This is a genomic window from Halorubrum rutilum (assembly GCF_042665015.1).
Classification (GTDB): Archaea; Halobacteriota; Halobacteria; order Halobacteriales; family Haloferacaceae; genus Halorubrum; species Halorubrum rutilum.
This window is the reverse complement of record NZ_JBHTBL010000012.1, coordinates 46,823-72,551: the sequence shown is the minus strand read 5'-3', so window position 1 is coordinate 72,551 and position 25,729 is coordinate 46,823. Positions and strand designations below refer to the sequence as shown.

27 protein-coding genes are annotated in these 25,729 nt (G+C 70.3%); 16 read left to right on the top strand and 11 right to left on the bottom strand.

Annotated elements, in window-relative coordinates; all coding sequences use genetic code 11:
• The first annotated feature begins 4 nt into the window (after nt 1-4).
• The 5 genes from ACFQMF_RS14420 (at nt 5) to ACFQMF_RS14400 (ending at nt 5,821) form a co-directional block, all read left to right on the top strand.
• A complete protein-coding gene (locus ACFQMF_RS14420; protein WP_256409937.1) occupies nt 5-2,926 on the top strand; it encodes a DNA-directed RNA polymerase subunit A' in 2,922 nt (973 codons plus the stop codon).
• The gene (gene rpoA2, locus ACFQMF_RS14415) at nt 2,919-4,133 is read left to right on the top strand and encodes a DNA-directed RNA polymerase subunit A'' (protein ID WP_256409938.1); all 1,215 of its coding nucleotides are present in this window, start codon (nt 2,919-2,921) and stop codon (nt 4,131-4,133) included. Before ACFQMF_RS14420 ends, rpoA2 begins: the two co-directional genes overlap by 8 nt.
• Entirely contained in the window at nt 4,133-4,552 is a 420-nt protein-coding gene (locus ACFQMF_RS14410) for a NusA-like transcription termination signal-binding factor (RefSeq protein ID WP_256409939.1), read from the top strand. Before rpoA2 ends, ACFQMF_RS14410 begins: the two co-directional genes overlap by 1 nt.
• Nucleotides 4,553-4,742: 190 nt before the next feature.
• A complete protein-coding gene (locus ACFQMF_RS14405) occupies nt 4,743-5,171 on the top strand; it encodes a 30S ribosomal protein S12 (protein ID WP_004048726.1) in 429 nt (142 codons plus the stop codon).
• Nucleotides 5,168-5,821 (top strand): 30S ribosomal protein S7, encoded by a 654-nt coding sequence (locus ACFQMF_RS14400; RefSeq protein WP_256409940.1) that lies wholly within the window; start codon nt 5,168-5,170, stop codon nt 5,819-5,821. The genes ACFQMF_RS14405 and ACFQMF_RS14400 overlap by 4 nt, the downstream gene beginning before the upstream one ends.
• Nucleotides 5,822-6,504: 683 nt before the next feature.
• Here the strand turns inward: ACFQMF_RS14400 and ACFQMF_RS14395 are convergent.
• Nucleotides 6,505-8,490 (bottom strand): aconitate hydratase, encoded by a 1,986-nt coding sequence (locus ACFQMF_RS14395; RefSeq protein ID WP_256409941.1) that lies wholly within the window; start codon nt 8,488-8,490, stop codon nt 6,505-6,507.
• A gap of 266 nt (nt 8,491-8,756) precedes the next feature.
• On the opposite strand from ACFQMF_RS14395, the gene ACFQMF_RS14390 reads away from it, so the two are divergent.
• Nucleotides 8,757-9,230: a deoxyuridine 5'-triphosphate nucleotidohydrolase gene (locus tag ACFQMF_RS14390; protein ID WP_256409942.1), complete on the top strand. Its 474-nt coding sequence runs from the start codon at nt 8,757-8,759 to the stop codon at nt 9,228-9,230.
• 217 nt (nt 9,231-9,447) lie between these two features.
• Here the strand turns inward: ACFQMF_RS14390 and ACFQMF_RS14385 are convergent, their stop codons facing one another.
• The 3 genes from ACFQMF_RS14385 to ACFQMF_RS14375 form a co-directional block, all read right to left on the bottom strand.
• Nucleotides 9,448-10,824 carry an LLM class flavin-dependent oxidoreductase gene (locus tag ACFQMF_RS14385; protein ID WP_256409943.1) on the bottom strand — a complete coding sequence of 459 codons (1,377 nt, stop codon included), beginning with the start codon at nt 10,822-10,824 and terminating at the stop codon, nt 9,448-9,450.
• 100 nt (nt 10,825-10,924) lie between these two features.
• Nucleotides 10,925-11,332: a CBS domain-containing protein gene (locus tag ACFQMF_RS14380; protein ID WP_256409944.1), complete on the bottom strand. Its 408-nt coding sequence runs from the start codon at nt 11,330-11,332 to the stop codon at nt 10,925-10,927.
• Nucleotides 11,333-11,409: 77 nt separating this feature from the next.
• Complete coding sequence (locus tag ACFQMF_RS14375; protein WP_256409945.1) at nt 11,410-12,366, bottom strand: DUF5787 family protein; 957 nt, start codon at nt 12,364-12,366, stop codon at nt 11,410-11,412.
• A gap of 164 nt (nt 12,367-12,530) precedes the next feature.
• Here ACFQMF_RS14375 and ACFQMF_RS14370 point away from each other — a divergent pair, with 164 nt between their 5' ends.
• From ACFQMF_RS14370 to ACFQMF_RS14360, 3 genes are all read left to right on the top strand, one after another.
• Entirely contained in the window at nt 12,531-12,914 is a 384-nt protein-coding gene (locus ACFQMF_RS14370) for a hypothetical protein (protein ID WP_256409946.1), read from the top strand.
• Nucleotides 12,911-13,561, top strand: coding sequence for an NUDIX hydrolase (locus ACFQMF_RS14365; protein ID WP_379792147.1), 651 nt, complete (start codon nt 12,911-12,913; stop codon nt 13,559-13,561). Before ACFQMF_RS14370 ends, ACFQMF_RS14365 begins: the two co-directional genes overlap by 4 nt.
• 103 nt (nt 13,562-13,664) lie before the next feature.
• Nucleotides 13,665-14,498, top strand: coding sequence for an NAD+ synthase (locus tag ACFQMF_RS14360; RefSeq protein WP_256409947.1), 834 nt, complete (start codon nt 13,665-13,667; stop codon nt 14,496-14,498).
• A 46-nt stretch (nt 14,499-14,544) separates the two neighbouring features.
• Here ACFQMF_RS14360 and ACFQMF_RS14355 read toward each other — a convergent pair whose 3' ends face one another.
• Complete coding sequence (locus ACFQMF_RS14355; protein WP_170938266.1) at nt 14,545-14,694, bottom strand: DUF7563 family protein; 150 nt, start codon at nt 14,692-14,694, stop codon at nt 14,545-14,547.
• A 198-nt stretch (nt 14,695-14,892) separates the two neighbouring features.
• Entirely contained in the window at nt 14,893-16,014 is a 1,122-nt protein-coding gene (locus ACFQMF_RS14350; protein ID WP_256409948.1) for an anthranilate phosphoribosyltransferase, read from the bottom strand.
• Between the two features lie 288 nt (nt 16,015-16,302).
• Here ACFQMF_RS14350 and ACFQMF_RS14345 point away from each other — a divergent pair, with 288 nt between their 5' ends.
• Complete coding sequence (locus tag ACFQMF_RS14345; protein WP_256409949.1) at nt 16,303-16,461, top strand: DUF7317 family protein; 159 nt, start codon at nt 16,303-16,305, stop codon at nt 16,459-16,461.
• Nucleotides 16,462-16,508: 47 nt separating this feature from the next.
• Here ACFQMF_RS14345 and ACFQMF_RS14340 read toward each other — a convergent pair whose 3' ends face one another.
• On the bottom strand, nt 16,509-17,645 hold the full coding sequence (locus ACFQMF_RS14340; RefSeq protein WP_256409950.1) for a GldG family protein: 1,137 nt from the start codon (nt 17,643-17,645) through the stop codon (nt 16,509-16,511).
• On the bottom strand, nt 17,642-18,724 hold the full coding sequence (locus ACFQMF_RS14335; RefSeq protein ID WP_256409951.1) for a S49 family peptidase: 1,083 nt from the start codon (nt 18,722-18,724) through the stop codon (nt 17,642-17,644). Before ACFQMF_RS14335 ends, ACFQMF_RS14340 begins: the two co-directional genes overlap by 4 nt.
• Before the next feature lie 85 nt (nt 18,725-18,809).
• On the opposite strand from ACFQMF_RS14335, the gene ahbB reads away from it, so the two are divergent.
• The 5 genes from ahbB to ACFQMF_RS14310 all read left to right on the top strand — a co-directional run bounded on the left by ahbB (nt 18,810) and on the right by ACFQMF_RS14310 (nt 21,986).
• Nucleotides 18,810-19,928: a siroheme decarboxylase subunit beta gene (ahbB, locus tag ACFQMF_RS14330; RefSeq protein WP_256409952.1), complete on the top strand. Its 1,119-nt coding sequence runs from the start codon at nt 18,810-18,812 to the stop codon at nt 19,926-19,928.
• An 81-nt stretch (nt 19,929-20,009) separates the two neighbouring features.
• Nucleotides 20,010-20,816 (top strand): aldo/keto reductase, encoded by an 807-nt coding sequence (locus ACFQMF_RS14325; RefSeq protein ID WP_256409953.1) that lies wholly within the window; start codon nt 20,010-20,012, stop codon nt 20,814-20,816.
• Between the two features lie 102 nt (nt 20,817-20,918).
• Nucleotides 20,919-21,077, top strand: coding sequence for a hypothetical protein (locus ACFQMF_RS14320; protein WP_256409954.1), 159 nt, complete (start codon nt 20,919-20,921; stop codon nt 21,075-21,077).
• A gap of 172 nt (nt 21,078-21,249) precedes the next feature.
• Nucleotides 21,250-21,657, top strand: a complete 408-nt coding sequence (locus ACFQMF_RS14315) for a DUF5790 family protein (protein WP_256409955.1) — start codon at nt 21,250-21,252, stop codon at nt 21,655-21,657.
• Between the two features lie 119 nt (nt 21,658-21,776).
• A complete protein-coding gene (locus ACFQMF_RS14310) occupies nt 21,777-21,986 on the top strand; it encodes a hypothetical protein (RefSeq protein WP_256409956.1) in 210 nt (69 codons plus the stop codon).
• A gap of 17 nt (nt 21,987-22,003) precedes the next feature.
• Here the strand turns inward: ACFQMF_RS14310 and ACFQMF_RS14305 are convergent, their stop codons facing one another.
• The gene (locus tag ACFQMF_RS14305) at nt 22,004-22,777 is read right to left on the bottom strand and encodes a creatininase family protein (protein WP_256409957.1); all 774 of its coding nucleotides are present in this window, start codon (nt 22,775-22,777) and stop codon (nt 22,004-22,006) included.
• A gap of 146 nt (nt 22,778-22,923) precedes the next feature.
• On the opposite strand from ACFQMF_RS14305, the gene ACFQMF_RS14300 reads away from it, so the two are divergent.
• Nucleotides 22,924-23,256: a DUF5789 family protein gene (locus ACFQMF_RS14300; RefSeq protein ID WP_256409958.1), complete on the top strand. Its 333-nt coding sequence runs from the start codon at nt 22,924-22,926 to the stop codon at nt 23,254-23,256.
• Between the two features lie 37 nt (nt 23,257-23,293).
• Here the strand turns inward: ACFQMF_RS14300 and ACFQMF_RS14295 are convergent, their stop codons facing one another.
• A complete protein-coding gene (locus tag ACFQMF_RS14295) occupies nt 23,294-25,240 on the bottom strand; it encodes an ABC transporter ATP-binding protein (RefSeq protein ID WP_256409959.1) in 1,947 nt (648 codons plus the stop codon).
• Nucleotides 25,241-25,349: 109 nt separating this feature from the next.
• Entirely contained in the window at nt 25,350-25,727 is a 378-nt protein-coding gene (locus tag ACFQMF_RS14290; protein ID WP_256409960.1) for a DUF7538 family protein, read from the bottom strand.
• Nucleotides 25,728-25,729 lie beyond the last annotated feature (2 nt).

Genomic DNA, 25,729 nt, shown 5'->3' with positions numbered 1-25,729 from the left:
GTCAATGCAAACACCGAAAGTGCTCGGCGGGATCGACTTCGGCCTCATGGACCCGGAGACGTACCGGGACATGTCGGCGACGAAGGTGATCACGGCCGACACGTACGACGACGACGGCTACCCGATCGATATGGGGCTGATGGACCCGCGGCTGGGCGTCATCGACCCCGGGCTTGAGTGTCGGACCTGCGGCTCGCACTCCGGCTCCTGTAACGGCCACTTCGGCCACATCGAGCTGGCCGCGCCGGTCATCCACGTGGGCTTCACCAAGCTCATCCGGCGGCTGCTGCGCTCGACGTGCCGCGAGTGCGGCCGGCTCGCCCTGGACGACGCGCAGCGCGACGAGTTCCGCGACCGATACGAGCGCGCGAAGGAGCTCGGCGACGACGAGCACGACGTGCTGAAGGCCGCCGTCCGGCAGGCCCGGAAGGCGTCGACCTGCCCGTTCTGCGGCGAGCCGCAGGCGGACATCAAACACGAGAAGCCGACCACCTACTACGAGGTCCAGGACGTGCTCTCGGGCGACTACTCCGAGCGCATCGCGGCCGCGATGCAGCCCGACGAGGAGGCGGACGATCCGGGCACGTCGCCCCAGGAGCTCGCCGAGAAGACCGACATCGCCCTCGACCGGGTCAACGAGATCATGGCCGGCGAGTTCCGCCCGCGCAAGGAGGACCGCCGCGCCATCGAGACGGCGCTCGACGTCGACCTCACGGAGGAGGACATGAACAAGCTGATGCCCTCGGACATCCGCGACTGGTTCGAGGACATCCCGGACGAGGACCTGGAGGTCCTCGGCATCGACGCGGAGGACTCCCGACCGGAGTGGATGATCCTGACGGTCCTCCCCGTTCCGCCGGTCACCACCCGCCCGTCGATCACGCTCGACAACGGCCAGCGCTCCGAGGACGACCTCACGCACAAGCTGGTCGACATCATCCGGATCAACCAGCGGTTCATGGAGAACCGCGAGGCGGGCGCCCCGCAGCTGATCATCGAGGACCTCTGGGAGCTGCTCCAGTACCACGTCACCACGTTCGTCGACAACGAGATCAGCGGGACGCCGCCGGCGCGCCACCGCTCCGGCCGCCCCCTCAAGACCCTCAGCCAGCGGCTGAAGGGCAAGGAGGGTCGCTTCCGCGGCTCGCTGTCCGGGAAGCGGGTGAACTTCTCCGCCCGGACCGTCATCTCGCCCGACCCGACGCTCTCGCTGAACGAGGTCGGCGTGCCGGACCGCGTCGCCAAGGAGATGACCCAGACGCTCAACGTCACCGAGCGCAACGTCGAGGAGGCGCGGCAGTACGTCCGGAACGGCCCCGAAGCCCACCCCGGCGCCAACTACGTGCGCCGCCCCGACGGTCGCCGGCTGAAGGTGACCGAGAAGAACTGCGAGGAGCTGGCCGAGAAGGTCGAGGCCGAGTGGGAGGTGAACCGCCACCTCGTCGACGGCGACATCGTGATCTTCAACCGGCAGCCCTCGCTCCACCGGATGTCCATCATGGCCCACGAGGTCGTGGTGATGCCGTACAAGACGTTCCGGCTCAACACCGTCGTCTGTCCGCCGTACAACGCCGACTTCGACGGCGACGAGATGAACATGCACGCGCTCCAGAACGAGGAGGCCCGCGCCGAGGCGCGCGTCCTCATGCGCGTCCAGGAGCAGATCCTCTCGCCGCGGTTCGGCGGGAACATCATCGGCGCGATCCAGGACCACATCTCCGGCACCTACCTGCTCACGCACTCGAACCCCGAGTTCACCGAGACGCAGGCGCTCGACCTGCTCCGGGCGACCCGGGTGGACGAGCTGCCCGAGCCCGACGGGGTCGACGACGACGGCCGCGACTACTGGACCGGCCGGACGCTGTTCTCCGAGCTGCTGCCCGACGACCTCACGCTGCACTTCTCGTCGTCGACCGGCGACGACGTCGTCATCGAGAACGGCCAGCTGGTCGAGGGGACGATCGACGAGGACGCCGTCGGGGCGTTCGGCGGCGAGGTCGTCGACACCCTCACCAAGGAGTACGGCGAGACGCGCTCGCGCGTGTTCATCAACGAGATCGCGGCGCTGGCGATGCGCGCGATCATGCACTTCGGCTTCTCGATCGGGATCGACGACGAGTCGATCCCGCCGGAGGCCGAAGAGCAGGTCGACGACGCCATCGAGAGCGCCTACGACCGCGTCCAGGAGCTCATCTCGACGTACGAGGCCGGCGAGCTGGAATCGCTGCCGGGCCGCGGCGTCGACGAGACGCTGGAGATGAAGATCATGCAGACGCTCGGGAAGGCCCGCGACTCGGCCGGGGAGATCGCCGACCAGCACTTCGGCGACGACAACCCGGCGGTCGTGATGGCCCGCTCTGGCGCGCGTGGCTCGATGCTGAACCTCACGCAGATGGCCGGCTCCGTCGGCCAGCAGGCGGTCCGCGGCGAGCGGATCAACCGCGGCTACGAGGACCGGACGCTCTCGCACTACAAGGAGAACGACCTCTCCGCGGAGGCGCACGGCTTCGTGGAGAACTCCTACCGCGGCGGACTCACGCCCGAGGAGTTCTTCTTCCACGCGATGGGCGGCCGCGAGGGGCTCGTCGACACGGCGGTCCGGACCTCGAAGTCCGGCTACCTCCAGCGCCGCCTCATCAACGCGCTCTCCGAGCTGGAGGCGCAGTACGACGGCACGGTCCGGGACACCTCGGGTCGGATCGTCCAGTTCGAGTTCGGCGAGGACGGCACCTCGCCGGTGAAGGTCTCGTCCGGGGAGGGCGACGGGATCGACGTCGACGACATCGTCGACCGCGTCGTCGACTCGGAGTTCGAGTCCGACGACGAGAAGGAGCGGTTCCTCGGCGAGCGCACGCCGCCGACGAACCTCTCGGAGCACTCCGGACCGGGGCTGAACAAGGCCGCGGGGGTGGAGTCGGATGACTGAGTACGACCACGTCACCGACGACATGGAGGCGGTCGTGGAGGCGACCGAACTCCCCGCCCGCCTCAAGGAGGAGGTGTACGAGGCGCTCGAACGGAAGGCCGAGGAGACCGGTGAGATCACGGTCGAGCAGGCCACCGAGGTCGCGACGGGCGTCGAGAATCGATACGTCGAGACGCGGGTGGACCCCTTGGACCCCGTGGGGACCGTTTCTGCACAATCGATCGGTGAGCCCGGTACGCAGATGACAATGAACACCTTCCATTACGCCGGGGTTGCGGAAATTGACGTCACCCAGGGGCTCCCCAGGCTCATCGAGCTGGTGGACGCCCGGAAGACGCCGGACACGCCGATGATGACCGTCCACCTGGAGGGCGAGTACGCGACGGACCGCGAGAAGGCCCACGAGGTCGTCTGGTCCATCGAGGCGACGCGCATCCTCGCGCTCGGCGACGTGTCGACGAACGTCGCCGACATGCTGGTGCGGATCGACCTGAACGACGACACCCTCCTCGAACGGTGGCCGACCCACTCGGACCCCTCGGAAGTGGCCGGTATCATCGCCGAGACCATCGAGGACTCGCTGGGCGTCGACGCCCGGCAGTCGGGGACCGTCGTCGAGTTCGGCCCGAGCGAGCCGAGCTACCGCGAGCTGCTCCAGCTCGTCGAGCGGCTCCGCGACATCGTCTTCAAGGGGATCGAGGAGATCGAGCGCGTCGTCATCCGGAAGGAGGAGATCGACGGCGAGGAGGAGTTCGTCCTCTACACCGAGGGGTCGGCGTTCGGCGACACCCTCGACATCGAGGGCGTCGACGCCTCGCGGACGACGTGTAACAACATCCACGAGATCTACCGCAACCTCGGGGTCGAGGCGGCCCGCGAGACGATCATCGACGAGACGAAGAACACGCTCGAAGAGCAGGGGCTCGACGACGTGAACGTCCGCCACCTCATGCTGGTGGCCGACATCATGACGAACAACGGCGAGATCGACTCGATCGGTCGCCACGGTATCTCCGGGAACAAGGACTCCGTGCTCGCGCGCGCGGCGTTCGAGGTGACCGTCAACCACCTGCTCGACGCCGCGATCCACGGCGAGTACGACGAGCTCGACGGCGTCATCGAGAACGTCATCGCCGGGAAGCCGATCTCGCTCGGCACCGGCGACGTCGACCTCCGGATGGGGTCGCGGGTCGTGGGCGACGACTGATGCACGTCGAGCTCTCCGACGAGGCGCGGCGCTACATCGGTCGCTTCGACGAGCTGACTGGGGTCGCGCCGAAGGACTGCCTCGTGGAGGGCGACCGGCTCGTGTTCCTCGTCCCGGCCGGCGAGATGGCCGCCGCGATCGGGCAGGCCGGCGAGACCGTCGAGGAGGCGGAGCGGCGGCTCGGGAAGTCCGTCGAGCTGGTCGAGGACGCGGACACGCCGGAGGCGTTCGTCGCGAGCGCGCTCGCGCCCGCGGCGGTCAACGCCGTGACGATCTCCGAGCAGAACGACCGGGTGGCGTACGTCGAGGTGCCGGAGCCGGACCGCGGCGTCGCCATCGGCGCCGACGGCGCCAACATCGAGACCGCACGGATCCTGGCGAAGCGGCACCACGACATCGACGACGTACAGCTGACCTGAGCGTCGGCGACGAACGACGGACGCTCGCCACCGTTGAGCCGATAAGCCGTCGCGAGCGCCCGTCGTTTCGGCACCCTGATTTCGCAAAACTCCCTCAGATCGTTCGAGCGGTGCCTCTCGGCCGTTCTGAGGGCGTTTCTCCGCGTCGAAAGACGACGCTTAAGTAGCTCCGTTGGGAAGTGGGAGTACGATGGCGAACGGCAAATACGCGGCCCGTAAGCTCAAACAGGACCGGCAGAAGCGCCGCTGGTCCGACTCCGAGTACGCTCGGCGAGAGCGCGGGCTCAAGAAGAAGTCCGACCCCCTCGAGGGCGCCCCGCAGGCCCGCGGGATCGTCTTGGAGAAGGTCGGGATCGAAGCAAAGCAGCCGAACTCGGCGATCCGAAAGTGCGTCCGCGTCCAGCTCATCAAGAACGGGAAGCAGGTCACCGCGTTCTGTCCCGGTGACGGCGCCATCTCGTTCATCGACGAGCACGACGAGGTCACGATCGCCGGGATCGGCGGGGCCAAGGGTCGCGCGATGGGCGACCTCTCCGGCGTCAACTACAAGGTCGAGAAGGTCAACGGCGTCTCCATGATCGAACTCGTTCGCGGCAACGCGGAGAAGCCCGTCAGATGAGCGGCGAGGAGACCGAGGCGCCGTCCGACGGGGACGTCGCCGCCGACGAGCCGGAGCCGGACGCGCCCGCGAGCAGCGAGGCCGCCAACGAGAACGCCAAGCTGTTCGGCGTCTGGGACGTCACCGAGATCGCCTACGAGGACCCCTCGACGAAGCGCTACATGACCGTGACGCCCATCGCGCACACGATGGGCCGTCACGCGTCCAAGCAGTTCAAGAAGAGCGAGATCTCGCTGGTCGAGCGGCTGATCAACCGCCTGATGCAGACCGACGAGAACACGGGGAAGAAACAGCAGGCGACGCGGATCGTCCGCGACGCCTTCGACATCGTCCACGAGCGGACCGAGGAGAACCCGGTCCAGGTCCTCGTCCGGGCGGTCGAGAACGCCGCGCCCCGCGAGGAGACCGTCCGCCTGAAGTACGGCGGCATCTCCGTCCCGAAGGCGGTCGACGTCGCGCCCCAGCGCCGCGTCGACCAGGCGCTGCTGTTCATCTCCGACGGCGTCGCCAACGCGACGTACAAGTCGACGACCTCCGCCGCCGAGGCGCTCGCCAACGAGCTCGTCACGGCCGCGGACTACGACGCCGACCGCTCCTACTCCATCGCGCAGAAGGAGGAGCGCGAGCGCGTCGCCGCCGCGGCCCGCTAACGCCGGTTCGGAGTTCGGACCGACGGGACGCGTTTCGCGGATTTTCCGTTTCGATCCGACGCGGAGAGCGGCGGCGCTATATCGGCACGGGCGCGTGTCGTGACCGGAAAAGTCGCGATCGACAGCGGGAGTGGGTATAGTACGTTGTGAGAGAGATCGTTTATAAGTCAGAACGTGGTGTTGCTGTTGGTGGTTTATACGTGATCGACGCTGCTGCGGAGAAGACCCCCAAAGCCCCAGCCGCGCTCGGCGAACCCCAGCGACGAAAGGACCGCAAGGAGGGAGCGTTAGCGACCGACTGAGGACCGCAGCGAGCTGTGGGAGTCGAGCGCGGCTGCCCCTTTGAATCCCACCCCCCGCAACCGCACGGCAGCCTCACGCCTCCCCAGCCTCGCGGTTCGCGCTCTGTGAGCGCTCACCGCGTCCCTCGCACCGTCGGCTCGCGGCCCTTCGGGCCGCTCGCCGGGGCGCGCCACCGCCACGTCTATTTATAAGTGATCGTCGCCGTCGCTCACGGCTATTTAAATACCGAACCGGCACCGCCGATCTGCAACACTCACTCCCGCCATCGCCCACGGCCGACAGCATCAACGTTGCATCGATCGGATGGCCGCCGCTACGAGGGCGACCACGTCGAAAAATGTGAATTCGGATGTCCGAACCGCGGGTCTTCAAGGGCGCGCTCAGTCGTCGGCCGGCGCCGCGCCGGAGCCGCCGTCCGAGTGCTGCTGTTTGACCCACGAGAGCTTGCCGCCGGCCGCGAGGATGTCGCGCTCGCGCTCGGAGGCGTCGAGGTCGGCGGTGAACTCCCACTCGCCGTTAACGCTCACGGTGAACTCTTCCTGCCCGGAGCGGACGCCCGCGGGCACGTCGTCGACGATCGCGAGGTCGTCGCCCTGCTCGATCTTCTCGTACGTCTCCGCGTCGATCGCGAGCGGGACGATCCCGAAGTTGAAGAGGTTCGCCTTGTGGATGCGGGCGAAGCTCTGCGCGAAGACGGCCTCGATGCCGAGGTACATCGGACAGAGGGCGGCGTGCTCGCGCGAGGAGCCCTGCCCGTAGTTCTCGCCGGCCACGAGGACGCCGCCGTCGGCGTCGAGGGCGCGCTGCGCGAACGTGTCGTCGACGCGAGAGAGCGTGAACTCGGAGAGCTTCTCGATGTTCGAGCGGAACTTCAGGATGTCCGCCGTCGCCGGGATGATGTGGTCGGTGGTGATGTTGTCCTCCATCTTGAGGAGGGCCTCGCCGCCGTCCACGTCGATGTCGTCTTTCAGCGGCACGTCGCCGATGTTCGGCCCCTTGACGAGGCCGTCGTCGATCGCCTCGTCGGGCGAGATGATGTCGGAGTCGTCGCGACCCATCCCGGGGCCGTACTTGTCGCCCATCTCCAGCCCGGGCGCCTCGAGGTCGCCGAGGTCGTCCGCGAGGTCGCGGGGGTCGACGATCTCGCCGGTGATGGCCGCCGCGGTGGCGACCTCGGGCGAGCAGAGGAAGACGGAGTCGTCCTCAATGCCGGAGCGACCCTCGAAGTTGCGGTTGAAGGTGCGCAGGGAGACGGAGTCGGAGGCGGGCACGTGGCCGATACCGATGCACGCGCCGCAGGTCGCCTCGGAGAAGTTGACGCCGGCCGCCATCATCTCCGCGGTCCAGCCCTCGCGGGCCAGCATCTCGGAGGCCTGCTTAGAGCCGGGCGCGACGATCATCTCGGTGCTCTTGGCGACCTCGCGGCCCTCCAGCATCTTCGCGCTGGGGAGGATGTCCTCGTAGGCGCCGTTGGTACAGGAGCCGATGATGACCTGCTCGACGTCGGTGCCCTCGTACTCGCTGACGGGGGCGACGTTGTCGGGCATCGAGGGCGCGGCCACGAGCGGTTCGAGGTCGGAGAGGTCGACCTCGATCGTCTCGGCGTACTCCGCGTCGTCGTCGGGCTGGAGGTCGACGTACTCCTCCTCGCGGTCCTGGCGCGCGAGCCAGTCCTTCGTCTTCTCGTCGGTCGCGAAGATCGAGGAGGTGGCGCCGAGCTCGGTGCCGAGGTTCGTGATCGTCGTCCGCTCGGGGATCGAGAGGTTCTCGGCGCCGGGACCGGTGTACTCGAAGATCTTGCCGACGCCGCCCTTGACGGTCAGCTCGCCGAGGAGGTGGAGCGCGACGTCCTTCGCGGTCGCCCACTCGGGGAGCTCGCCCTCGAGGTGAACGTTGACGACTTCCGGCATCTCGACGTAGTAGGGGCCGCCGCCCATCGCGACGGCGATGTCGAGGCCGCCCGCGCCGATCGCGAGCTGGCCGAGCCCGCCGGGGGTCGGCGTGTGCGAGTCGGAGCCGAGGAGGGTCTTCCCCGGCGCGGCGAAGTTCTCCTTGTGGACCTGGTGGCAGATACCGTTGCCGGGACGAGAGAAGTAGGCGCCGTACGTGCCGGCCGCGGAGCGGAGGAAGCGGTGGTCGTCGGTGTTCTTGAAGTCGAACTGGTACGTCTGGTGGTCGCAGTACTGCGCGGCGAGCTCCGTCTGGACCTCGTCGAGGTCCAGCGCCTCGAACTGGAGCCACACCATCGTCCCCGTGGTGTCCTGCGTCAGCACTTGGTCGATCTCGATGCCGATCTCCTCGCCGGGCGTCAGCTCGCCCTCGACGAGATGGTCATCGAGGATCTTCTCCGTAATCGTTTGTCCCATATCATCCGCACGTGGCCCTCCCGTGGATATAAAACCCGCGAGTTTCCCGAAAGATCGACCGTGTTAGACCCGCCGAACCGGCAGTTCTTGGGGGATTGTCGGCGGGGTACCGCCCCTCGTGTGAGGGGTAGACGTAACGAGAGTATAAGGCTCATAAAGGCCGTTACCGGCCGAATTGACCGGATTCACGACGCGAAGGCGAACGGGCCGCTCGCCCCCCGGCGGCGTGCGACACCGTTTAGGCTCGCCCGCGGGTTCGGTCGAGCATGTTCGACTCGGGAGCGACGGTCGCGGCGGCGCTCGAAGCCGGCGACGCCGACCTCGACGGCGCGCAGCGACAGCCGAACGGCGTCGACCTGACGGTCGGCGAGGTCTTCGAGCAGACGACTCCCGGGCGGATCGGCCGGGACGGCAAGCGCGTCGGCGAGCGCGAGCCGGTACCGACCGAGGACGGCGCGTACCGGCTGGAGCCCGGGACGTACGTGGTCCGGTACGGCGAACCGGTGCGGATCCCGGACGGGCGGATCGGGTTCGTGCTCCCGCGGTCGACGCTGTTGCGGAACTCCTGTACCCTCGACACCGCGGTCTGGGACGCCGGCTACGAGGGCGTCGGCGAGGGGCGCCTCGACGCCGGCCACGCGATCGAGATCGAGCCGGGAGCGCGGATCGCGCAGCTGGTGCTCGCCGAGGCCGACCACGACGGGACGTACGAGGGCGCGTACCAAGAGGAGAACCTCTGAGCGCGTCGCTCGTCGGCGTGAAAGGAACGAACGCCGCGCCCGTGCCGGAAAAAGTGGCGCGGGCGCGGCGTTCAGTAGGTCCCCGCTGACGCTTCGGCCCTCCAAGCGAAGCGTCACGTGATGGAAGCGGTGGAACGCACTTAAGCGTAGCGGGGGCGGCAGCGCTGTCGGATTCAGAGTCGATGAAGTCGGGTCGAGATCAACCGACGCGACCGCGCTACTGCTTCGCCGGGTGGTCCTCGCGGAGCCGGGACTGCCCCGGACCGAGCAGTCGCTCGCGGAGGGTGCCGTCGCCGCGAGGGGCGTCGCCGGCGTCGGCTGGATCGGGAACGAGCCCGCGCTCGCGCAGCTCCGGCACCACGAGGTCGACGAAGTCCGTCAGCGAGTCGGGGCGGACGACCTCCTTCACGTTGAACCCGTGGACGCCGACCTCCTCGTGCCAGTACGCCAGCTCGTCGGCGATCAGTTCGGGGGTTCCGACGACCTTCGGCGAGGTGGTGCCGAGCCCGCAGAACTCCGCGACCTCGCGGACGGTCCACTCGCGGTCCGGCTGCGCCTTCGTGAACGCGTTCATCGTCCCCTGGATCGCGTCCGTCTCGATGTGCTCGACCTTCTGGTCGGGATCGAGCGCCGAGAGGTCCATGTCGAGGAAGCCGGAGAGGAGCGCGAGCGTCGCCTCGACGTCGACGTGACGCTTGTACTCCTCGTACTTCGCCTCCGCGAGCGCCTGGGTCTCGCCGACGACGGGGACGAAGCCGATGAAGAACTTCAGGCTCTCGGGGTCGCGACCGTGGTCCGCGGCGCGCGACTTCACGTCGGTCATGTACTCGCGCACGCCCTCCTCGGTCGGCTGGCTGGCGAAGACGGCCTCGGCGTTCGCGGCCGCGAACTCCCGCCCGCGGTCGGAGGAGCCGGCCTGGTAGACGACGGGGGTCCGCTGCGGCGAGGGCTCGCAGCCGTGGGGGCCGGGCACCGAGAAGTGCTCGCCCTCGTGGTCGATCGCCGACACCTTCTCGGGGTCGGTGTACCGGCCCGCCTCGCGGTCGATCTCGACCGCGTCGTCGTCCCACGACTCCTCCCACAGCTCGTAGCAGACGTCGAGGAACTCGTCGGCGCGGTCGTAGCGCGTCTCCTTGTCCATCCGCTCGTCGAGCCCGAGGTTCTCGGCCGCCGACTGCAGGTAGGAGGTGACGACGTTGATCGCGACCCGGCCGTCGGTGAGGTGGTCGAGCGTGGAGAACTCCCGCGCGAGCTGGTACGGGTGGGTGTACGTCGTCGAGCGCGTCACGGCGAATCCGAGGTCGTCGGTCACCTCCGCCATCGCCGGGACGACGAGCTGCGGGTCGCTCGCGGGCGTCTGGACCGCCTTCTCCACCGCGGTGTGGCGGTCGTCGCCGTAGACGTCGTAGATCCCGCGCACGTCGGCGAAGAACACCGCGTCGAAGCCGCCGCGCTCGGCGGTCCGCGCGACCTCGGTCCAGTACTCCCGGTCGGTGTACTCCGGCGAGCGGTCGCCGGGATAGGTCCACGACCCCGGCGAGACGTGCTCGACGGAGGCCATGGTGAAGAGGTTGAGATGCAGGCGGTCGGACATGGGGCCACGTACGCGGGGGCCGCGTAATACCCCACAGAAAGGGGCGTCACTTGTCGGGGTCGGGGACGCGCCCGGCGGCGACGGGGATTCCGGCGAACGCCTACGGCGACGTCGTCTCCGGCGATGAGACGTACGCGGCGAAGTCGGAGGTCGTGATGATGCCGATCGGCGTGTCGCCGTCGACGACGGGCACGTGGTGGAAGCCGTGTTCGACCATGAGCGCGGCGACCGCGGAGACGGAGTCCTGCGCGCCGGCCGTGATCGGGTCGCGCGTCATGTACCGCTCGACGGTCGTCTCCGCCTTGGGCTGGCTCTTCGCGACGATGTCGACGAAGTCGGTCGTGGTGAGGATGCCGACCAGGGCGCCGTCGTCGTCGACGACCAGCGCCGAGCTGACGTCGTTGTCCAGCAGCACGGCGGCCGCGTCCTCGACCAGCGTGTCGGGCGTTACCGTGTGGAGATCGCTCGTCATCAGGCGCGCGACGAACACGTCGTCGATGTCGTCCATGGCCGAGAATCCGTCGCTCGGGGTATAAGGATTCCCACGCGGCGCGGCGGCGGACCCGGGTCGACGCGGGGGGAGCCTCACAGGAACCGCGAGAGCCCCGACTGCCGGCGCGGGCCGTCGCCGTCGGGGTCGGCCGTCCACGCGGTCCGCTCGTCGCGGAGCCCGTCGCGGTCGACCGCCGGCGGGTCGGCGGGGTCGTACGCCTCACACCCCGCGCCGCAGTCGCGCCCCGGGTCCACCACGCGGTCGAAGCGCTCGCAGTACGGCCGGCCGTCCGCGGTGCCGGCGGCGTGGGCGCACTCCGGCGGGGCGGGGCGCCATCCCTTCCCGTAGGCGCGCTCCGCGATCCGGCGCCGCTTGCGGGCCAGCGCGTCCGGCCCGACGAGGGACACGTCGGTGCGGAGCGACCGCTCCTCGCGGATCTCGACCCCGGGGGCGTCGGGGTCGAGCGGGGAGGGCTCCCGGACCACCTCGCGCTCGCCCGTCTCGGGGTCGAACCGCCAGACGCCGACCGGATCGGGAATCCGGTTGAGGTGCGCGCGGGTGACGTACGAGGCGGTAGCGAGAACCGCCTCGTCGAACAGCCCGAGGGCGGCGTCGTACCGCAGCTGGGCCGCCAGGTCGCCCGGCGTCCCGAGGTCGGGCTTGTTCTCGACCGCGGTCAGCGAGCCGACCCAGTCGTCCGGGTAACGGGCGGTCGCGCGCACGACCGGGCGCCCGTCGCGGCGCTCGCGTTCGAGGTAGCCGACCTCGACCGCGCGCTCGACGACCGCGGCCGCCCGGTCGGGCGGGAGGTCGAACGCCTCGGCGACGGGGACCGCCTCGCCGGGACCGACCGCCGCCTCGATCGCGGGGTCCGGGATCCGCTCGGGCGCGATCGCCGCCCGGCGGTCGAACCCCGGCCCGGGCTCCAGCACGCAGACGTCGACGATCCGGCCGCCGGGGTTCGTGACCCCCGCGCCGAGCTGGCGGGCGACGACCCGGTCGGGCGATTCGAGCGCGGCGCACAGGGCCAGCTCGAACCGGAACTCCATGTGGGCGGGGAGGGGCGCCGACGAGTAAAGCGCGTCGGCGCGGTGGGGCGTCTCGGCGCGAGGGCGCGACGGCGTCGGCGGGGAGAGCGGCGGCGCCGCCGGGGGGAGCGCGACCGCGCCGCCGCGGTCGAAACCGGTATTCCCCGCCGGCGTCAACGCCGACCATGCGCCGGGTCACCCGGAACCTCCTCGTCGCCATCGCCCTGGTCGCCGTCGCCCTGCTCGCGCTGGGCGCCCTCCCGAGCTACCTCGGGAGCGGCGACCCCTACTACCTGACCGCCGAGCCGATCGAGACGGACGAGTCGGCGATAGACGTGAACAACGTCTCCGAGCGTCGGTACCCGTTCCTGACGAGCGCGCTCGCGAGCGACGACGGCCGATCGGACCCGTACCTGGCCGACTCGTACGGGATCAAGGAGTGGTTCACCCACACGCCGTTCGACGAGGTGGACGCGCTGACGCGACAGCTTCCCGAGGCCGCGACCGACGACGGGGTCCGCGTGCGGTACGAGGGCGCCGTGTACCGCGTGGAGGTGGTCCAGCCGTGAGCGACGACGACGGGCGATCGAGCGGCGAGGGCGACGCGGCCCGTCGCGACGACGCCCCGGCCGCCGACCTGCGCGACCTCCCGGCCTTTTCCGACGGGCGCAACCACTCGCTGCCGGGCGAGCCGGAGTGGCCGGTCAGGGAGGTCGCCGTCGAGTACGACCCCGGCTGGTTCGTCGGGGGGTACGACCGCGTCGAGCAGCCGGACGGGTCCGAGAAGAACTACTACTGGGCGGAGCTGCCGCCCGCGACGGTCGTGATCGCGGTCGCCGACGACCGGGTGCTGTTCGTCGAGCAGTACCGGCCGACGGTCCGGAACACCCAGCTGGAGCTGCCCGCCGGGATCGTCGAGCGCGGCGAGTCGTACACCGCGGCGGGGGCGCGAGAGCTCGCCGAGGAGACCGGCTTCGCGCCCTCGTCGACGTCGCTGCTCCAGGAGGTGTGGTGCTCGACGGGCGTGCTCCGGCACAGGCGCGGCTACGTGTTCGCCGAGGGGCTCGACCCGGTCGACGTCGACCACGACAGCAACGAGTTCCTCGTCCCGCGGACGGTCCCGGTCGACGAGGCGCTCTCGGTCGCCCGCGAGCCGCCGACGAACGACGCGACGCTGGAGGGGCTGCTGCTCGCCGAACACGAGGGGGTACTGTAGGCGGGCGACCCCGGCGGCCGGGCCGGCGACGCGAAATCCGACGAACGTCCAGTTCGCCCGGACGAAGCGGAGGTATTAGTCGTCTCGGCCCCTGTCTCCGTTCATGAGCCAGACCTCGGAGCAGTCGGTGTTGCTGTCGGACGACCCGCCCCTCGACCTCCGGCTCTCGGAGTCGGAGCTGGAGGCGACCCGCGAGCGCATCGTCTCGTTCATCGCGGACGTCGTGGACGACGCGGGCGCGGAGGGCGCCGTGCTCGGCCTCTCGGGCGGGATCGACTCGACGCTGACCGCGCACCTCGCCGTGGAGGCGCTCGGCGAGGACGGCCTGCACGGGCTCACGATGCCCTCGGCGGTCAACGACGCGGACGTGATGAGCGACGCCGAGCGCGTCGCCCGCGACCTCGGGATCGAATACGACGTGATCGAGATCCAGCCGATCGCGGAGTCGTTCTTCGACGCCGTCCCCGAGGCCGCCGAGGACCGGACGGCCGCGGGCAACGTCTACGTCCGGACCCGCGCCGTGCTGAACTACTTCGTCGCCAACGCGGAGAATCGGGTCGTCCTCGGGACAGGGAACCGCGCCGAGGCGATGACCGGCTACTACACGAAGTACGGCGACCAGGCGGTCGACTGCAACCCGATCGGCAACCTCTACAAACAGCAGGTGCGCCAGCTGGCCGCGCACGTCGGCGTCCCGCGGGACCTCGTGATGCAGGAGCCGACCGCGGGGATGTGGGAGGGCCAGACCGACGCCGAGGAGCTGGGCCTCGACTACGACGTCGTCGACGCGATCGTAGCGGTCCACGTCGACGGCGGCCTCTCCCGGGCGGCGACGGTCCGCGAGCTCGACGTGCCCGCGGAGGCGGTCGACCGCGTCGTCGACCTCCACGAGCGCAGCGCCCACAAGCGGTCGATGCCGCCGGCCCCGGAGCCGTAGGAGCGTCAGCGGGGATGAGGAGAGTTTCGAGGACGGAGCCGACCGGTCAGGCGTCGTGCGCGCGCTGTTTCGTGACCTCCGCGATACCGGCGTTGGCCGAGCAGTTCGGGCACGCGTGGATCCGGCCGCGCGCGTCCGAGAACACGCGGGCGAACCGGTCCGAGACGTGCGCGTCGCAGTGTTCACACGTGGGCATGGCAGGGGCTCCCCTCGTGTGAGGTGGCGTCGTGTATCATGGTTCTCGTGCGCGTGAGAGTTGGTCACGAACGCCTAAGTGAGCTTTCCGAACTCCGTCCGAAATTACCCCAAAATCCAGGGGACCCAGAAAACGGTCGCCGCGCGTCGGGACCGAGGCGCACGGCCCCGGTCGCGCTCCCGGTCCACGCCGAACCCGTCAGAACGCCCGCAGCGCTTCGAGCACGTCCAGCGCGGAGCCGTCGTCGATGGCCTCGCGGGCCGCCGTCAGCCCGTCCTCGATCGAGTCGGCGTCCTCGCGGGCGTAGATCCGGAGGGCGGCGTTGACCGCGACCGCGTCGGCGAAGGCGCCGTCGCGCTCGCCGGCCAGGACCGCCTCGGTGATGGCGGCCGACTCCGCGGCCACGTCGTCGACCGCGAGGTCCGCCTCCTCCAAGTCCATCCCGTAGTCGGCGGTCTCGATCTCGAAGTCGTCGAAGGACGCGCCGTCGCTGCCGGCCTCGGCGTCGCCCTCGCCGTCTCCGGCGCCGTCGCTCCCGCCGGCCGCGTCCCACTCGGCGACCTTGGTGTAGCCGGGACGCACGTCGTCGTACCCCTCCATGCCCTGGAACATCAGGACGCGGTCGAGGTCGTGGAACTCGCTCGCGACGAACGTGTCGACCACCTTCTTCGCGAACGCGAGGTGGTAGAAGGAGCCGAGGTGCGTCGAGGCGCCGGCGGGGTTCGCCAGCGTCTCGATCGTGTTGACGAACGTCCGGACGCCCATCATGTCGCGGCGGTCGAACAGGTCGTCGATCGCGGGGTTGAACGCGGGTTGGTAGTAGAAGCCGAAGCCCGTCTCGTCGACCATGTCGGCCGAGTCGGCGGGCGTCAGTTCGGTGCGGACGCCGAGCTCGTCGAGGACGTGCTTGTACGCGTCCTGCTTCTGGGTCGGGACCCGGTCGCCGGAGTGGACGACGACCGGGGTGCCCGCGGCGGCCGCGACCGCGCCCGCCGCGACGCCGAGGATCGCGGACCGTCCCTTCCCGTCGTAGTTGGCACCGCAGTCGACGGGGTCGGCGTCGGGCTCGGCGTACTCGACGCGCTCGCACATCACGTCGACGTACGCGCCGAGCTCCTCGGCCGTGTTCCGCTTCCAGCGGTTCGCGAGCCAGAACGCCCCGAGCGTCGTCGGGTCGGGCTCGCCCGCGAGGATCCGCTTGAACGCCTCGGTCGCCTGCGCGCGCGTCAGGTCGTCGGCCGACTTGTGGCCGGAGCCGCAGACCTCGGTCATCAGCCGCTTGAGGGGCCAGTCGCCGAACTCCTGGGTCGCCTGAGCCATACGCCCCGTTCGGGTCCTCGAACGAAAAGTCCCTCGCTCGGCTCCCGTGCGGTGGGAACGACCCGGGCGGACCGGCGCCGATCGGAACGCGCGCGAGCCGCGGGACCCGTCGACCGGACGCCTCGTGCCGGCTCCGTGCCATTCGTTCGCACACAAAAACAGATCGGTCGCGTAGTTTCTGACGTGTTTAATTCAGTTTTGTCCAGTATTTGTTCTCAGAAGAACTGTGTTAGAGTGCAAAAAGCGTTAGAACTATATGTGCGTCCATCTATTGGAGAATCGTACCCGATGACGTCCAAATCCGTCGCGACCGCGCTCACGCTGTATCGCTCCCGCACCCTGACGCTCGAACAGGCCGCCACCGTCGGCGGCTGCTCGGCGGCGCAGTTGGAGGAGAGCGCCCGGGCGTTCGCGCCCGCCTCGGGCCGGGCCCCCGCGGACGACTGACGGCGGTCGGCGGTCGTCACGACGCGCTCGCCTCGACGGGCCGGACGCTACGTCGCGAGGCGAGCGTCCGTCGCCGTCTCGTTTCCGCCGCTCGTCGCGTTGCCGCCCGCGGAACCGCCGTTCCCCGCCCCGGCGTCGTCGGTCGCGTCGTTCCGGTCCCCGGTCACGAGGAACTCCACCACGCCGGCGAGGAACTCGTCGTTGTCGCCGACGTTGTAGCGGTCCGCGGCGATGAACCGAGCGTCGCCGACCGCGAGGACGTTCCCGTCCCGCAGCGCGACCGTGTGCTCGCGCTGCGCGTCGCTGTCGGCCGTCCGGGCGGTCGGGCTCGTCACCAGTATCGGTTCGGCGTCGTCGGTCGAACGCACCTCGGTCGGGGTGTACAGGACGACGTCCTCGGCGTCGGCGATCGACCCGTTCCCGTCGGTCAGCGAGGCGCCCTCCGGCGGGCGCACGAGCACGTGGCGGTAGTTCCCGTCGTTGCGCTCCTGGTCGTACACGTACCGCGTGTCGAAGTAGAGGTCGAAGCGCCCGCCGAGCTCGCTCAGCTCGCTCTCCTGCTCGGAGAGGGACGAACCGAGCACGCCCGCGGAGACCTCGAATCGGTTCGGGTTGCCGAATATCACGACGCGTCCCCCCTCGTCGGCGAACGTCTCGATCGCGTCGAGCTCGCGCTCCGAGTAGGCGGTCTCCGGGTCGACGATCACGAGTCCGTCGGCCCCGTCGAGCGAGTCCGCGAGGCCCTCGGACGGGTACTCCACGTCGTGGTTGGCCGCCGATATCGCCTCCGCCAACGGTCCCAGTCGGCTTCGACTGTCGGGCCCGGCGTCGACCACGACCGTCCCGCCGGCCGGGACGACGGGGGGTTCGGGCTCGATCGACCCCGTGGACGGCAGCCCCGTGGTGACCGTCCGATCGGGGTCTAACGCCCGGAACTCCGGCTCCGGCGCCGTATCGACGAACAGCGTCGGGACGACGGCGGCCGCGACCGCGATCGCGGCGGCGACGGCGACGGTGACGAGCAGCCCCCTCGCGACGGTGCCGCGCCGCCCCGCGAGGAGGCCGCCGTCGCCGGACGCCGCCTCGGACCCGTCGCCGGAGGTTCCGGGGTCGTCGCCTCCGGACGTTCCGGGATCGCCCGCCTCGGGCCCCTCCGAGTCGTTCTCGTCCGGCGTTTCGGTCACGGGCTCACCTCCGGGACGCCGCCGAGGCGCTCGGCGTCGGGGAAGTCCTCATTGGTCGCGTTTCCGGCGTCGACGGCGGCGCCGAGGTCAGTCCGGTCGGTCCGTCGCTCGGCTCCGCCGGGAGGCACCGCGGCGGAACCCCGCGAGTCGAGCCGCACCAGCGTCTCGTCGCGCGCCTCGACGGCGCCGGGGTGAGCCATCAGGACCGTCGGGAACGACCCCCGACGCGTCGCGTCCGCGGTTCGGATCGGTTCGAACCGCTTCTCGTCCGCGTTCCCGGCGTGGTACGTGGCCCTGAGCGCGTAGGTGGCGGTCCACTCACCCTCGCCGACGTCGGTCGGCGTGATGACCTCGACCGCGGGGCGGTCGAGCCCGGCGCGGTCGGCCGCCGCCGCGACCGCGGTCCGCCGGTCGCCTATCGCGTCCGCCATGCCGTTGTCGACGGCGGTCGACCCGCCGAAGATCGTCGCCGCGGCGACCTCGTTCTCCGTGAGTTCGAGCCGGTCGCCGCGGTGCTCCGCGACCGACCCGACGAAGGCGTTCCGCGACGTTTCGAGGGTGGTGAAGAACTCGCGCTCCCCGAACCCCTCGACCTTGTCTGGGCCGGTCGCCCCGAGCACGGCGTTGGGCTCGACGTCGGGCGGGACGGTCCCGAGCACGCCGACGCTCCCCACGAACGAGCTCGGCTTCACGTACACCTCGTCGGCGGGAGCGATCGCGAAGTAGGCCCCGGAGGCCGCGACGCCGTCGACCGTCGCGACCACCGGCACGGACTCGCGTAACCGCAGCGTCTGCATGTACATCGACTCGCTGGCCGCGGCCGACCCGCCGCCGCTGTTGGCGACGATCACGACCGCGTCGGCCTCGGCGCGGGCCTCGGCGAGCATGGCCCGGTACTCGGTCGCCTGTTCCCCGTCGATCGTCCCCTGGATCGGAACGACCGCGACCGTCCCGTCCGGACCCGTCGCCGTGTCCACGGCCGCGGGCGCGAGCGCCGCCCCGAGCAGCACGCCGAGGACCACGAACAGGACGTAGCTGTCGACGGCCCACGAGAGCGCGGACCGCGTACGCTCGAACATCGTGTGATATGCACACGCACAGCATGATAAGTGCCGCGCCGGGCGTCCCGAAACGCGTAGGTACGCGCGTCACGTAGCGGTCTCAATGAGTCTGGACGCCGACTGGCGGGCCGACCTCGACGCGGTCGACGCGGCCCTCATCGACGAGTACCAGAGCGGCTTCCCCGTCGCGGAGCGCCCCTTCGAGCGGGTCGCCCGCGAGGTCGCGGCCGAGACGGGGAGCGAGGTCGACGCCGAGGAGGTCCTCGACCGCGTCCGCGGGCTCCGCGAGCGCGGGGTGTTCCGGCGGTTCGGGGCCGTCCTCAACCCCCCGGTCATCGGCTCGTCGACGCTTGCGGCCGTGCGCGCGCCGGAGGACCGGTTCGACGAGGTCGCCGAGGTGATCAACGGCTACCGGCAGGTGAACCACAACTACCGGCGCGACCACGAGTGGAACCAGTGGTTCGTCGTCACCGCGGGCTCCCGCGAGACGCGCGACGCGATCCTCGCGGAGATCGAGGAGCGCACCGGCTGCGAGGTGCTCGCGCTCCCGATGCTCACGGACTACTACATCGACCTGGAGTTCCCCGTGGTCAACGGCGACCGATTCGCGCGGGAGTCGGGCGAGGCGCGAAGCGCCTCGAACTCCGCGAGCGGGGAGCGGAGCGACCCGCGAGCCCCCGACCACACCGCGGTCTCCGCCACCCGCATCTCGGAGAGCGCCCGCGGCGACCTCGCCGCGCTGGAGGCCGACCTCCTCCTGGCGATCCAAGACGGCTTCCCGCTGTCTTCGACCCCCTACGCCGACGTGGCGAGCGAGGTCGGGGCGCCCGTCGACGACGTCCTCGCGGCGGTCGAGCGCCTGCTCGCCGACGGCTGTATCAAGCGGATCGGCTGCGTCGTCAACCACGTCGTCACGGGGTTCACGAACAACTGCATGGTGGTCTGGGACGTGCCCGACGACGAGCTCGACGCGCGCGGCGAGGCGGTCGGGAGCCTCCCGTACGTCACCCTCTGTTACCACCGGCCGCGCCGGCCCGATCAGGGGTGGGAGTACAACCTGTTCACCATGATCCACGGGCGGGAGGCCGAGGCGGTCGACGCGAAGATCGACGAGCTGGCGGCCGAGCACCTCCCCTTCGCCCACGAGCGGCTCTACTCGACGGAGACGCTGAAACAGACCGGCGCGCGCTACGAGGACCTCGTCGCCGACGGCGACGGCTGAGGGGACCGGAAGAAGTGGGAGAGCGTCGGAGGAAGCCGAAGAGACCGGTACGTTCACGGGGGTCGCGACCCCCGGATCGGTATGTCCGACGCGTTCGACCGGCTCGGGTACGGGACGTACGAGCTGCGGCACGGCGAGGAGTGCGTCTCGGGGGTCAGACGCGCGATCGAGACGGGGTACCGGCACATCGACACCGCGCAGGGGTACGACAACGAGGCGTCGGTGTCGGCGGCGATCGACGCGACCGACGTCGACCGCGAGGAGCTGTTCGTCGCGACGAAGCTCTCGACGGACAACCTCTCGTACGACGACGCGGTCGCGACCGCGCGGGTGAGCCGCGACCGCCTCGGCGTCGACTCGATCGACCTCCTCTACGTCCACTGGCCGATACACACCTACGACCCCGCGGAGACGCTGCCCGCCCTCGACGCCCTCGTCGACGAGGGCGTCGCCGACCGGATCGGGCTCTCGAACTTCCGGCCCGACCAGCTGGCGGAGGCCGTCGACCGCCTCGACCACGACGTGTTCGCCCATCAGGTCGAGTGTCACCCGCTGCTCGGACAGGAGGAGTTACGCGAGCTCGCGGTCGAGCGCGGCCACTGGCTCGTCGCGTACTCGCCGATCGCGCGCAACCGCGTCGCCGACGTGGACGTCCTGCGGGAGGTCGCCGCGAAACACGACGCGAGCCCGGCGCAGGTGAGCCTGGCGTGGCTGCTCTCGAAGGAGCGCGTCGCGCCGATCCCGAAGGCCGCGAGCGTCGGTCACATCGAGGAGAACTGGGCCGCGCGCGACCTCGACCTCGACCCCGAGGACGTCGAGCGGATCGACGCGATCGACCGGCGCGAGCGCGTCGTCGACGTCGAGGGGGCGTCGTGGAACCGGGCGTGACCGGGGCCCGGTCCGGGCGGATATATAGCCGTTCGGAACCGAACCGGCCGGTACGTCCGCCTCATAGTCGGTTTTAGGGGGCGTCCCGCCGATCTCCCGAGCGTGATCGATCCCGACGATCCGTCGCGACGGCCGGCGCTGATCGCCGCCACGCCCAGCGCCGAGCGGGTCGCCGAGTGGGTCCGGACGCTCGCGCTGCTGGCCGGCGTGCTCGGGGCGCTGATCGCGCTGTTGACGCTGGAGTCCCTCGTCCGGCTGTGAGCGAGGCCGCGGTCGGCCTCCGCGTCGCCGCCGGCGAGCCCGGGGCGCGACCGGCGCCGGGCGAAACTGAACGCCGTTGGGCGCCGGACCGGAGGCGTGACGTCCCGTCCGGCGCGGTTTCACTTCCGCTTTCGGGCGCGTTTTTAAACCCCGTCGGGACGAGATGTCGGATATGAGCCAGTCCACGTTCGACGACGACGACCTGTTCGGGGAGGCGGCCGCGGAGACGCGCGCGGAGGTCGAAGAGCACCTCGCGGCCGCCCGGGCCGAGCTCCCCGACCCGGACGACGTGTGGGAGACGGACGCGGACAACGTGCTCGGCGCCCTCAACGGGCTGAAGTCGGCCCTCGACGTCGGCGACGCGGTCGACTCCGTCCGGTCGGCGAAGAAGGCGTACGTGCTCGGCGAGCGCGCCGACGCCTTCGAGGACGCCGACGACCTGAAGGCGGAGATCGAGGAGCTGGAGTCGCTCGTCGGCGACATCGAGAGCGCCGCCGAGGCGGTCGGCTCGCTCACCGGCACGGTCCCCGCGATCCGCGGGGCCCTGCAGGACGCGGCCGAGGCGGGCGACGACGAGTAGTCGGCGTCTCGGTCGCGACGGAGGGAGCGACGTTCCGACGGGTGATCCGAGCGGCGCGCCGAGCGCGGGGGCTGCCGGGGTACCAACGTCGCTTTAGTCGTAGGGGGATTACTCGCCGTATGGACTGTCCCGTCTGCGGAACCGCGGTCGTGGCGTTCAGCGAACTGCCGGACGAGCTGCGGGAGCGCCTGGAGGCGGACCCGGGGCGACAGCGGCAGTCGGTCGAGCACCGGCGGGAGAAACACACCGCGTGTCCCGACTGCGCGTTGGAGATACACGGGTGCGGCCAGCCCTACGCGATCCCCGAGGACGCGACGCCGGCGCGCTGAGGGTTCCCGATGGCTTTTTAAGTAGACTCCCGGTCGACGACCGCCCTCGCGAGCTCCGCGAGCGCGTCGCTCGCGAGCCCCAAGAGCGCCTCGCCGCGCGCCGCGTCGCCGGCGGCCGGATCGCCGACGGCGCCGTTCTCGGTGAACTCGTCCGAGTCGTGCGCGAGGTTGACGCCCGAGACCCACTCGCCCCACCGGTCGGCGGCCCCCTCGCTCGCGGCCGCGACGCGGTCCTCGCGGACGAGGTCGGGGTTGGTCGCGCGTAACAGCGCCGTCTCCAGCGGACCGGCGTGGCCCATGTCGCCCGCGTGCTCGCCGACCGCCTCGAACCAGGTGAACGCGACCGCGTAGCCGTCGTGGGCGTCGTCGCGGGAGAACCGGCGGGCGACCTCCGCGAGCGCCTCGACGTTGCCGCCGTGCCCGTTGACGAACACGACCCGGTCGATCCCGTGGCGCGTCAGCGACGCGGCCGCCTCGCGGACGTACGCCCGGAAGGCGTCGGGCGAGACCCACATCGTCCCGTCGAAGGCGCGGTGCTCCTCGGCGACGCCGACCGGGATCGGCGGGGCGACCGCGACCGCGCTCGGGGTCTCTTCGGCCCCGTTGCCGTCGGCGGTCGCATCCCCCTCCTCATACGCCGCCGCGCCCGCTTCCGCGACCGCGACGGCGTTGAGCGTGTCGGTCCCGAGGGGCGCGTGGGGGCCGTGCTGTTCGGTGCTGCCGACGGGGACGAACGCGACGTCGACATCGGCGTCGCGCACGTCGGTCCAGGTGGCGTCCGCGAGTCGCATACCGACCCCACGGTGGGGCGGGCCGTATAGCCGACGGTCTCCGGGCGGGAGCGGGGCGGTCAGCCCGCCAGACTCGGTCCCGACCGAACCGAAGGGGGAGCGGATCGGCCCGGGGAGTTATTCCGCTCGCCGACGACGCGCCACGCATGAGCAACGAGAACGAGGATCACGGTCGAACGGCGGGGGTGACGTTCGGGCCGCTGAAGCGGGCGCTCCGCGAGCACCGGTACCCGGTGTCGGTCGGGGAGCTGGTGGAGCAGTACGGCGGCTTCGAGCTGGAGACCGACGGCGGGGGCGAGCGGCTCGAAACGGTGCTGGAGCGGTGCGAGCGGACGCGGTTCCACGAGCCGCGGCAGGTGCGCGACGCGGTCCTCGACGCGCTGGGCGAGGAGACCGGAGACGGCGCGGCGACAGAGGGAGCCGGAGGGGAGGAGCGCGGGGACGGCGCCGCGGACGGCTGGAGCCGGCTGTCGACGTGAGCGGTCCGGGGAACCCGAACGGACCGGCCCGCGCGCCTCAGTCGTCGTCTGACTCCGCGTCCTCGATCAGGCGCGCGGTGCGCTCCTGGGCGCGGTCGATGAACTCCTGCGGGAGCTCGTCGATCTCGCCGGCCTGGACGCCCCAGAGGTGGGCGTACAGCCCGCCGTTCTCCAGCAGTTCGGCGTGGGTCCCGCGCTCGACGACCTCGCCGCCCTCCAACACGAGGATCGCGTCGGCGTCCTTAATCGTGGAGAGCCGGTGGGCGATCGCGAACGTCGTCCGGTCGGCCGTGAGCCGGTCGAGCGAGCGCTGGATCAGCATCTCCGTCTCGGTGTCGACGTCGGAGGTCGCCTCGTCGAGGACGAGGATGTCGGGGTCTTTCAGCACCGCGCGCGCGATGGTGACCCGCTGGCGCTGGCCGCCGGAGAGCTTCACGCCGCGCTCGCCGACCATCGTGTCGTAGCCGTCCGGGAGGTTCTCGATGAACTCGTGGGCCTCGGCGGCCCTGGCGGCCTCGCGGACCTCCTCGTCGGTCGCGTCGAAGGTGCCGTACGTGATGTTCTCGCGGACGGTGCCGTAGAACAGGTACGACGACTGGCCGACGTAGCCGATCGACCGGCGGAGCGACTTCAGGGTCACGTCGCGCACGTCCTGCCCGTCGATCTCGATCGACCCCTCGTCGACGTCGTACATCCGGAGCAGCAGCTTGAGGACGGTCGACTTCCCGGCGCCGGTCGGGCCGACGAGGGCGAGCGTCTCGCCGCCCTCGACCGCGAAGTCGACGTCGGAGACGATCGTCTCCTCGTCGTAGCCGAAGCTCACGTCGTCGTAGACGACTTCGCCCTCGTCGACGACGAGGTCCTCGGCGTCGGGCTCCTCGGCGAGCCGGGAGGGCTCATCCATCAGCCCGAAGATCCGCGCGGAGGAGGCGCGGGCGCGCTGGTACATGTTGATTATCTGTCCGAACTGCGCCATCGGCCAGATGAACCGCTGGGTGTAGAGGATGAAGACGACGAAGTTCCCGACGGTGAGCGTCCCGGTGAACGGGCCCGGCGGCGTCTCCCGGAACACCCAGAGCCCGCCGACGACGAACGTGAGCACGAAGCCGATGCCGGCGAGCACGCGGAGCGCCGGGAAGAACTTGATCCGGGTCCGGATCGCGTCCCAGTTGGCGTCGAAGTAGTCCATCGAGACGTCGTCGACGCGGTCGGACTCGTACGGCTCCGTGTTCGACGACTTGATCACCTGGATGCCGCCGAGGTTGTTCTCCAGCCGCGAGTTCATCTTCCCGACCGACGAGCGCACCTCGGCGTACTTCGGCTGGATGGTCCTGATGAACAGGTAGGTGAACCCGGCGATGATCGGGACGGGGAGGAGCGCGACGAGGGCGAGCTGCCAGTTGATCCACACGAGCAGGAACCCGATCCCGAGCACCATCACCGACAGGCGAAACAGGGAGTTCATCCCGTCGTTGAGGAACCGTTCGAGCCGGTTCACGTCGTTCGAGAGGATCGACATCATCTCGCCCGTCTGCTTGTCGGAGAAGAACTCCATGTTCAGCCGCTGCATCTTGTCGTAGGTGTCGGTCCGGACGTCGTGCTGGATGTTCTGCGCGAAGCCGTTGAACCCCCAGTTGCGGACCCAGTGGAACGCGGCCCCGAGCCCGAACGCGCCGCCGATGACGGCGACGGTGAACCAGAACTGCGCCGCCTGGCCGGTCGGGAGCCACGCCTCGGGGAGGAGGACGAGCGGGATCTGCTCGCTGAAGACCGCGTCCTCGTAGAACACGGCGTCGATGGCGATCCCTAACATTAGCGGCGGGAGCAGGTCGAGGAGGCGCGCGAAGACGCTGGCGACGACCCCGACCGACACGTGCGGGAGGTAGTCGCGACCGTACGCGAGGAACAGGCGTTTCATCGGGTTCTCGATCTTGTCCCGCTGTTCCTCGAAGGGGTCGTCCTCCTCCCACTCGGCGCTACTCATTACCGGATCCTATCGGACCGGGCGGCAAATGGGTTTCCTTCGGCCCGGAATACACCGGCGGAAATCGCCGGTATCGGGCGTCGAAACCGGCGATCGGGCGAGATCGGGGTCAGACCGTGCGGCGCTCCGCGTCGGGGTCGACCCCGGCGGCGTCGAGGTCCTCGCGGATGCGTCGTCGGAGGGGATCGGGGATCTCCTCGCGGGGGACGGGGGCGGCCGTGGCGGCGGTCGCGTCCGAGTCGCCGTCGGTGGTCGCCTCTCCGTCGTCGGGGGAGGCGTCCGGATCGTCCCCGGCGGTCCCGTCTGGGTCGGCCCCGGCTGTCGCGTCCGGGTCGCCGGCGGGGACCGTCCAGTAGAGGACGCGCTCCGGCCCCGCGTAGAACTCCACCGCGAACCGGTCGCCCCCGCCGTCGTAGTGGACGCGCGCCGCGTCGCCCTCGGCGCGCCACCCCTCTCGTCCGACCAGCGCGGCGATCGAGTCGTGCACGG

Excerpts from the sequence above, each read along its gene's own strand:
- ACFQMF_RS14400 (WP_256409940.1), top strand. The coding sequence starts at position 5,168 with ATGAGCGGCGAGGAGACCGAGGCGCCGTCCGACGGGGACGTCGCCGCC.
- ACFQMF_RS14360 (WP_256409947.1), top strand. The coding sequence starts at position 13,665 with ATGAGCCAGACCTCGGAGCAGTCGGTGTTGCTGTCGGACGACCCGCCC.
- ahbB (WP_256409952.1), top strand. The coding sequence starts at position 18,810 with ATGAGTCTGGACGCCGACTGGCGGGCCGACCTCGACGCGGTCGACGCG.
- ACFQMF_RS14310 (WP_256409956.1), top strand. The coding sequence starts at position 21,777 with ATGGACTGTCCCGTCTGCGGAACCGCGGTCGTGGCGTTCAGCGAACTG.
- ACFQMF_RS14370 (WP_256409946.1), top strand. The coding sequence starts at position 12,531 with ATGCGCCGGGTCACCCGGAACCTCCTCGTCGCCATCGCCCTGGTCGCC.
- ACFQMF_RS14420 (WP_256409937.1), top strand. The coding sequence starts at position 5 with ATGCAAACACCGAAAGTGCTCGGCGGGATCGACTTCGGCCTCATGGAC.
- ACFQMF_RS14375 (WP_256409945.1), bottom strand. The coding sequence starts at position 12,366 with ATGGAGTTCCGGTTCGAGCTGGCCCTGTGCGCCGCGCTCGAATCGCCC.
- ACFQMF_RS14295 (WP_256409959.1), bottom strand. The coding sequence starts at position 25,240 with ATGAGTAGCGCCGAGTGGGAGGAGGACGACCCCTTCGAGGAACAGCGG.
- ACFQMF_RS14350 (WP_256409948.1), bottom strand. The coding sequence starts at position 16,014 with ATGGCTCAGGCGACCCAGGAGTTCGGCGACTGGCCCCTCAAGCGGCTG.
- rpoA2 (WP_256409938.1), top strand. The coding sequence starts at position 2,919 with ATGACTGAGTACGACCACGTCACCGACGACATGGAGGCGGTCGTGGAG.
- ACFQMF_RS14410 (WP_256409939.1), top strand. The coding sequence starts at position 4,133 with ATGCACGTCGAGCTCTCCGACGAGGCGCGGCGCTACATCGGTCGCTTC.
- ACFQMF_RS14300 (WP_256409958.1), top strand. The coding sequence starts at position 22,924 with ATGAGCAACGAGAACGAGGATCACGGTCGAACGGCGGGGGTGACGTTC.
- ACFQMF_RS14395 (WP_256409941.1), bottom strand. The coding sequence starts at position 8,490 with ATGGGACAAACGATTACGGAGAAGATCCTCGATGACCATCTCGTCGAG.
- ACFQMF_RS14305 (WP_256409957.1), bottom strand. The coding sequence starts at position 22,777 with ATGCGACTCGCGGACGCCACCTGGACCGACGTGCGCGACGCCGATGTC.
- ACFQMF_RS14380 (WP_256409944.1), bottom strand. The coding sequence starts at position 11,332 with ATGGACGACATCGACGACGTGTTCGTCGCGCGCCTGATGACGAGCGAT.
- ACFQMF_RS14385 (WP_256409943.1), bottom strand. The coding sequence starts at position 10,824 with ATGTCCGACCGCCTGCATCTCAACCTCTTCACCATGGCCTCCGTCGAG.
- ACFQMF_RS14335 (WP_256409951.1), bottom strand. The coding sequence starts at position 18,724 with ATGTTCGAGCGTACGCGGTCCGCGCTCTCGTGGGCCGTCGACAGCTAC.
- ACFQMF_RS14355 (WP_170938266.1), bottom strand. The coding sequence starts at position 14,694 with ATGCCCACGTGTGAACACTGCGACGCGCACGTCTCGGACCGGTTCGCC.
- ACFQMF_RS14405 (WP_004048726.1), top strand. The coding sequence starts at position 4,743 with ATGGCGAACGGCAAATACGCGGCCCGTAAGCTCAAACAGGACCGGCAG.
- ACFQMF_RS14325 (WP_256409953.1), top strand. The coding sequence starts at position 20,010 with ATGTCCGACGCGTTCGACCGGCTCGGGTACGGGACGTACGAGCTGCGG.
- ACFQMF_RS14315 (WP_256409955.1), top strand. The coding sequence starts at position 21,250 with ATGAGCCAGTCCACGTTCGACGACGACGACCTGTTCGGGGAGGCGGCC.
- ACFQMF_RS14390 (WP_256409942.1), top strand. The coding sequence starts at position 8,757 with ATGTTCGACTCGGGAGCGACGGTCGCGGCGGCGCTCGAAGCCGGCGAC.
- ACFQMF_RS14345 (WP_256409949.1), top strand. The coding sequence starts at position 16,303 with ATGACGTCCAAATCCGTCGCGACCGCGCTCACGCTGTATCGCTCCCGC.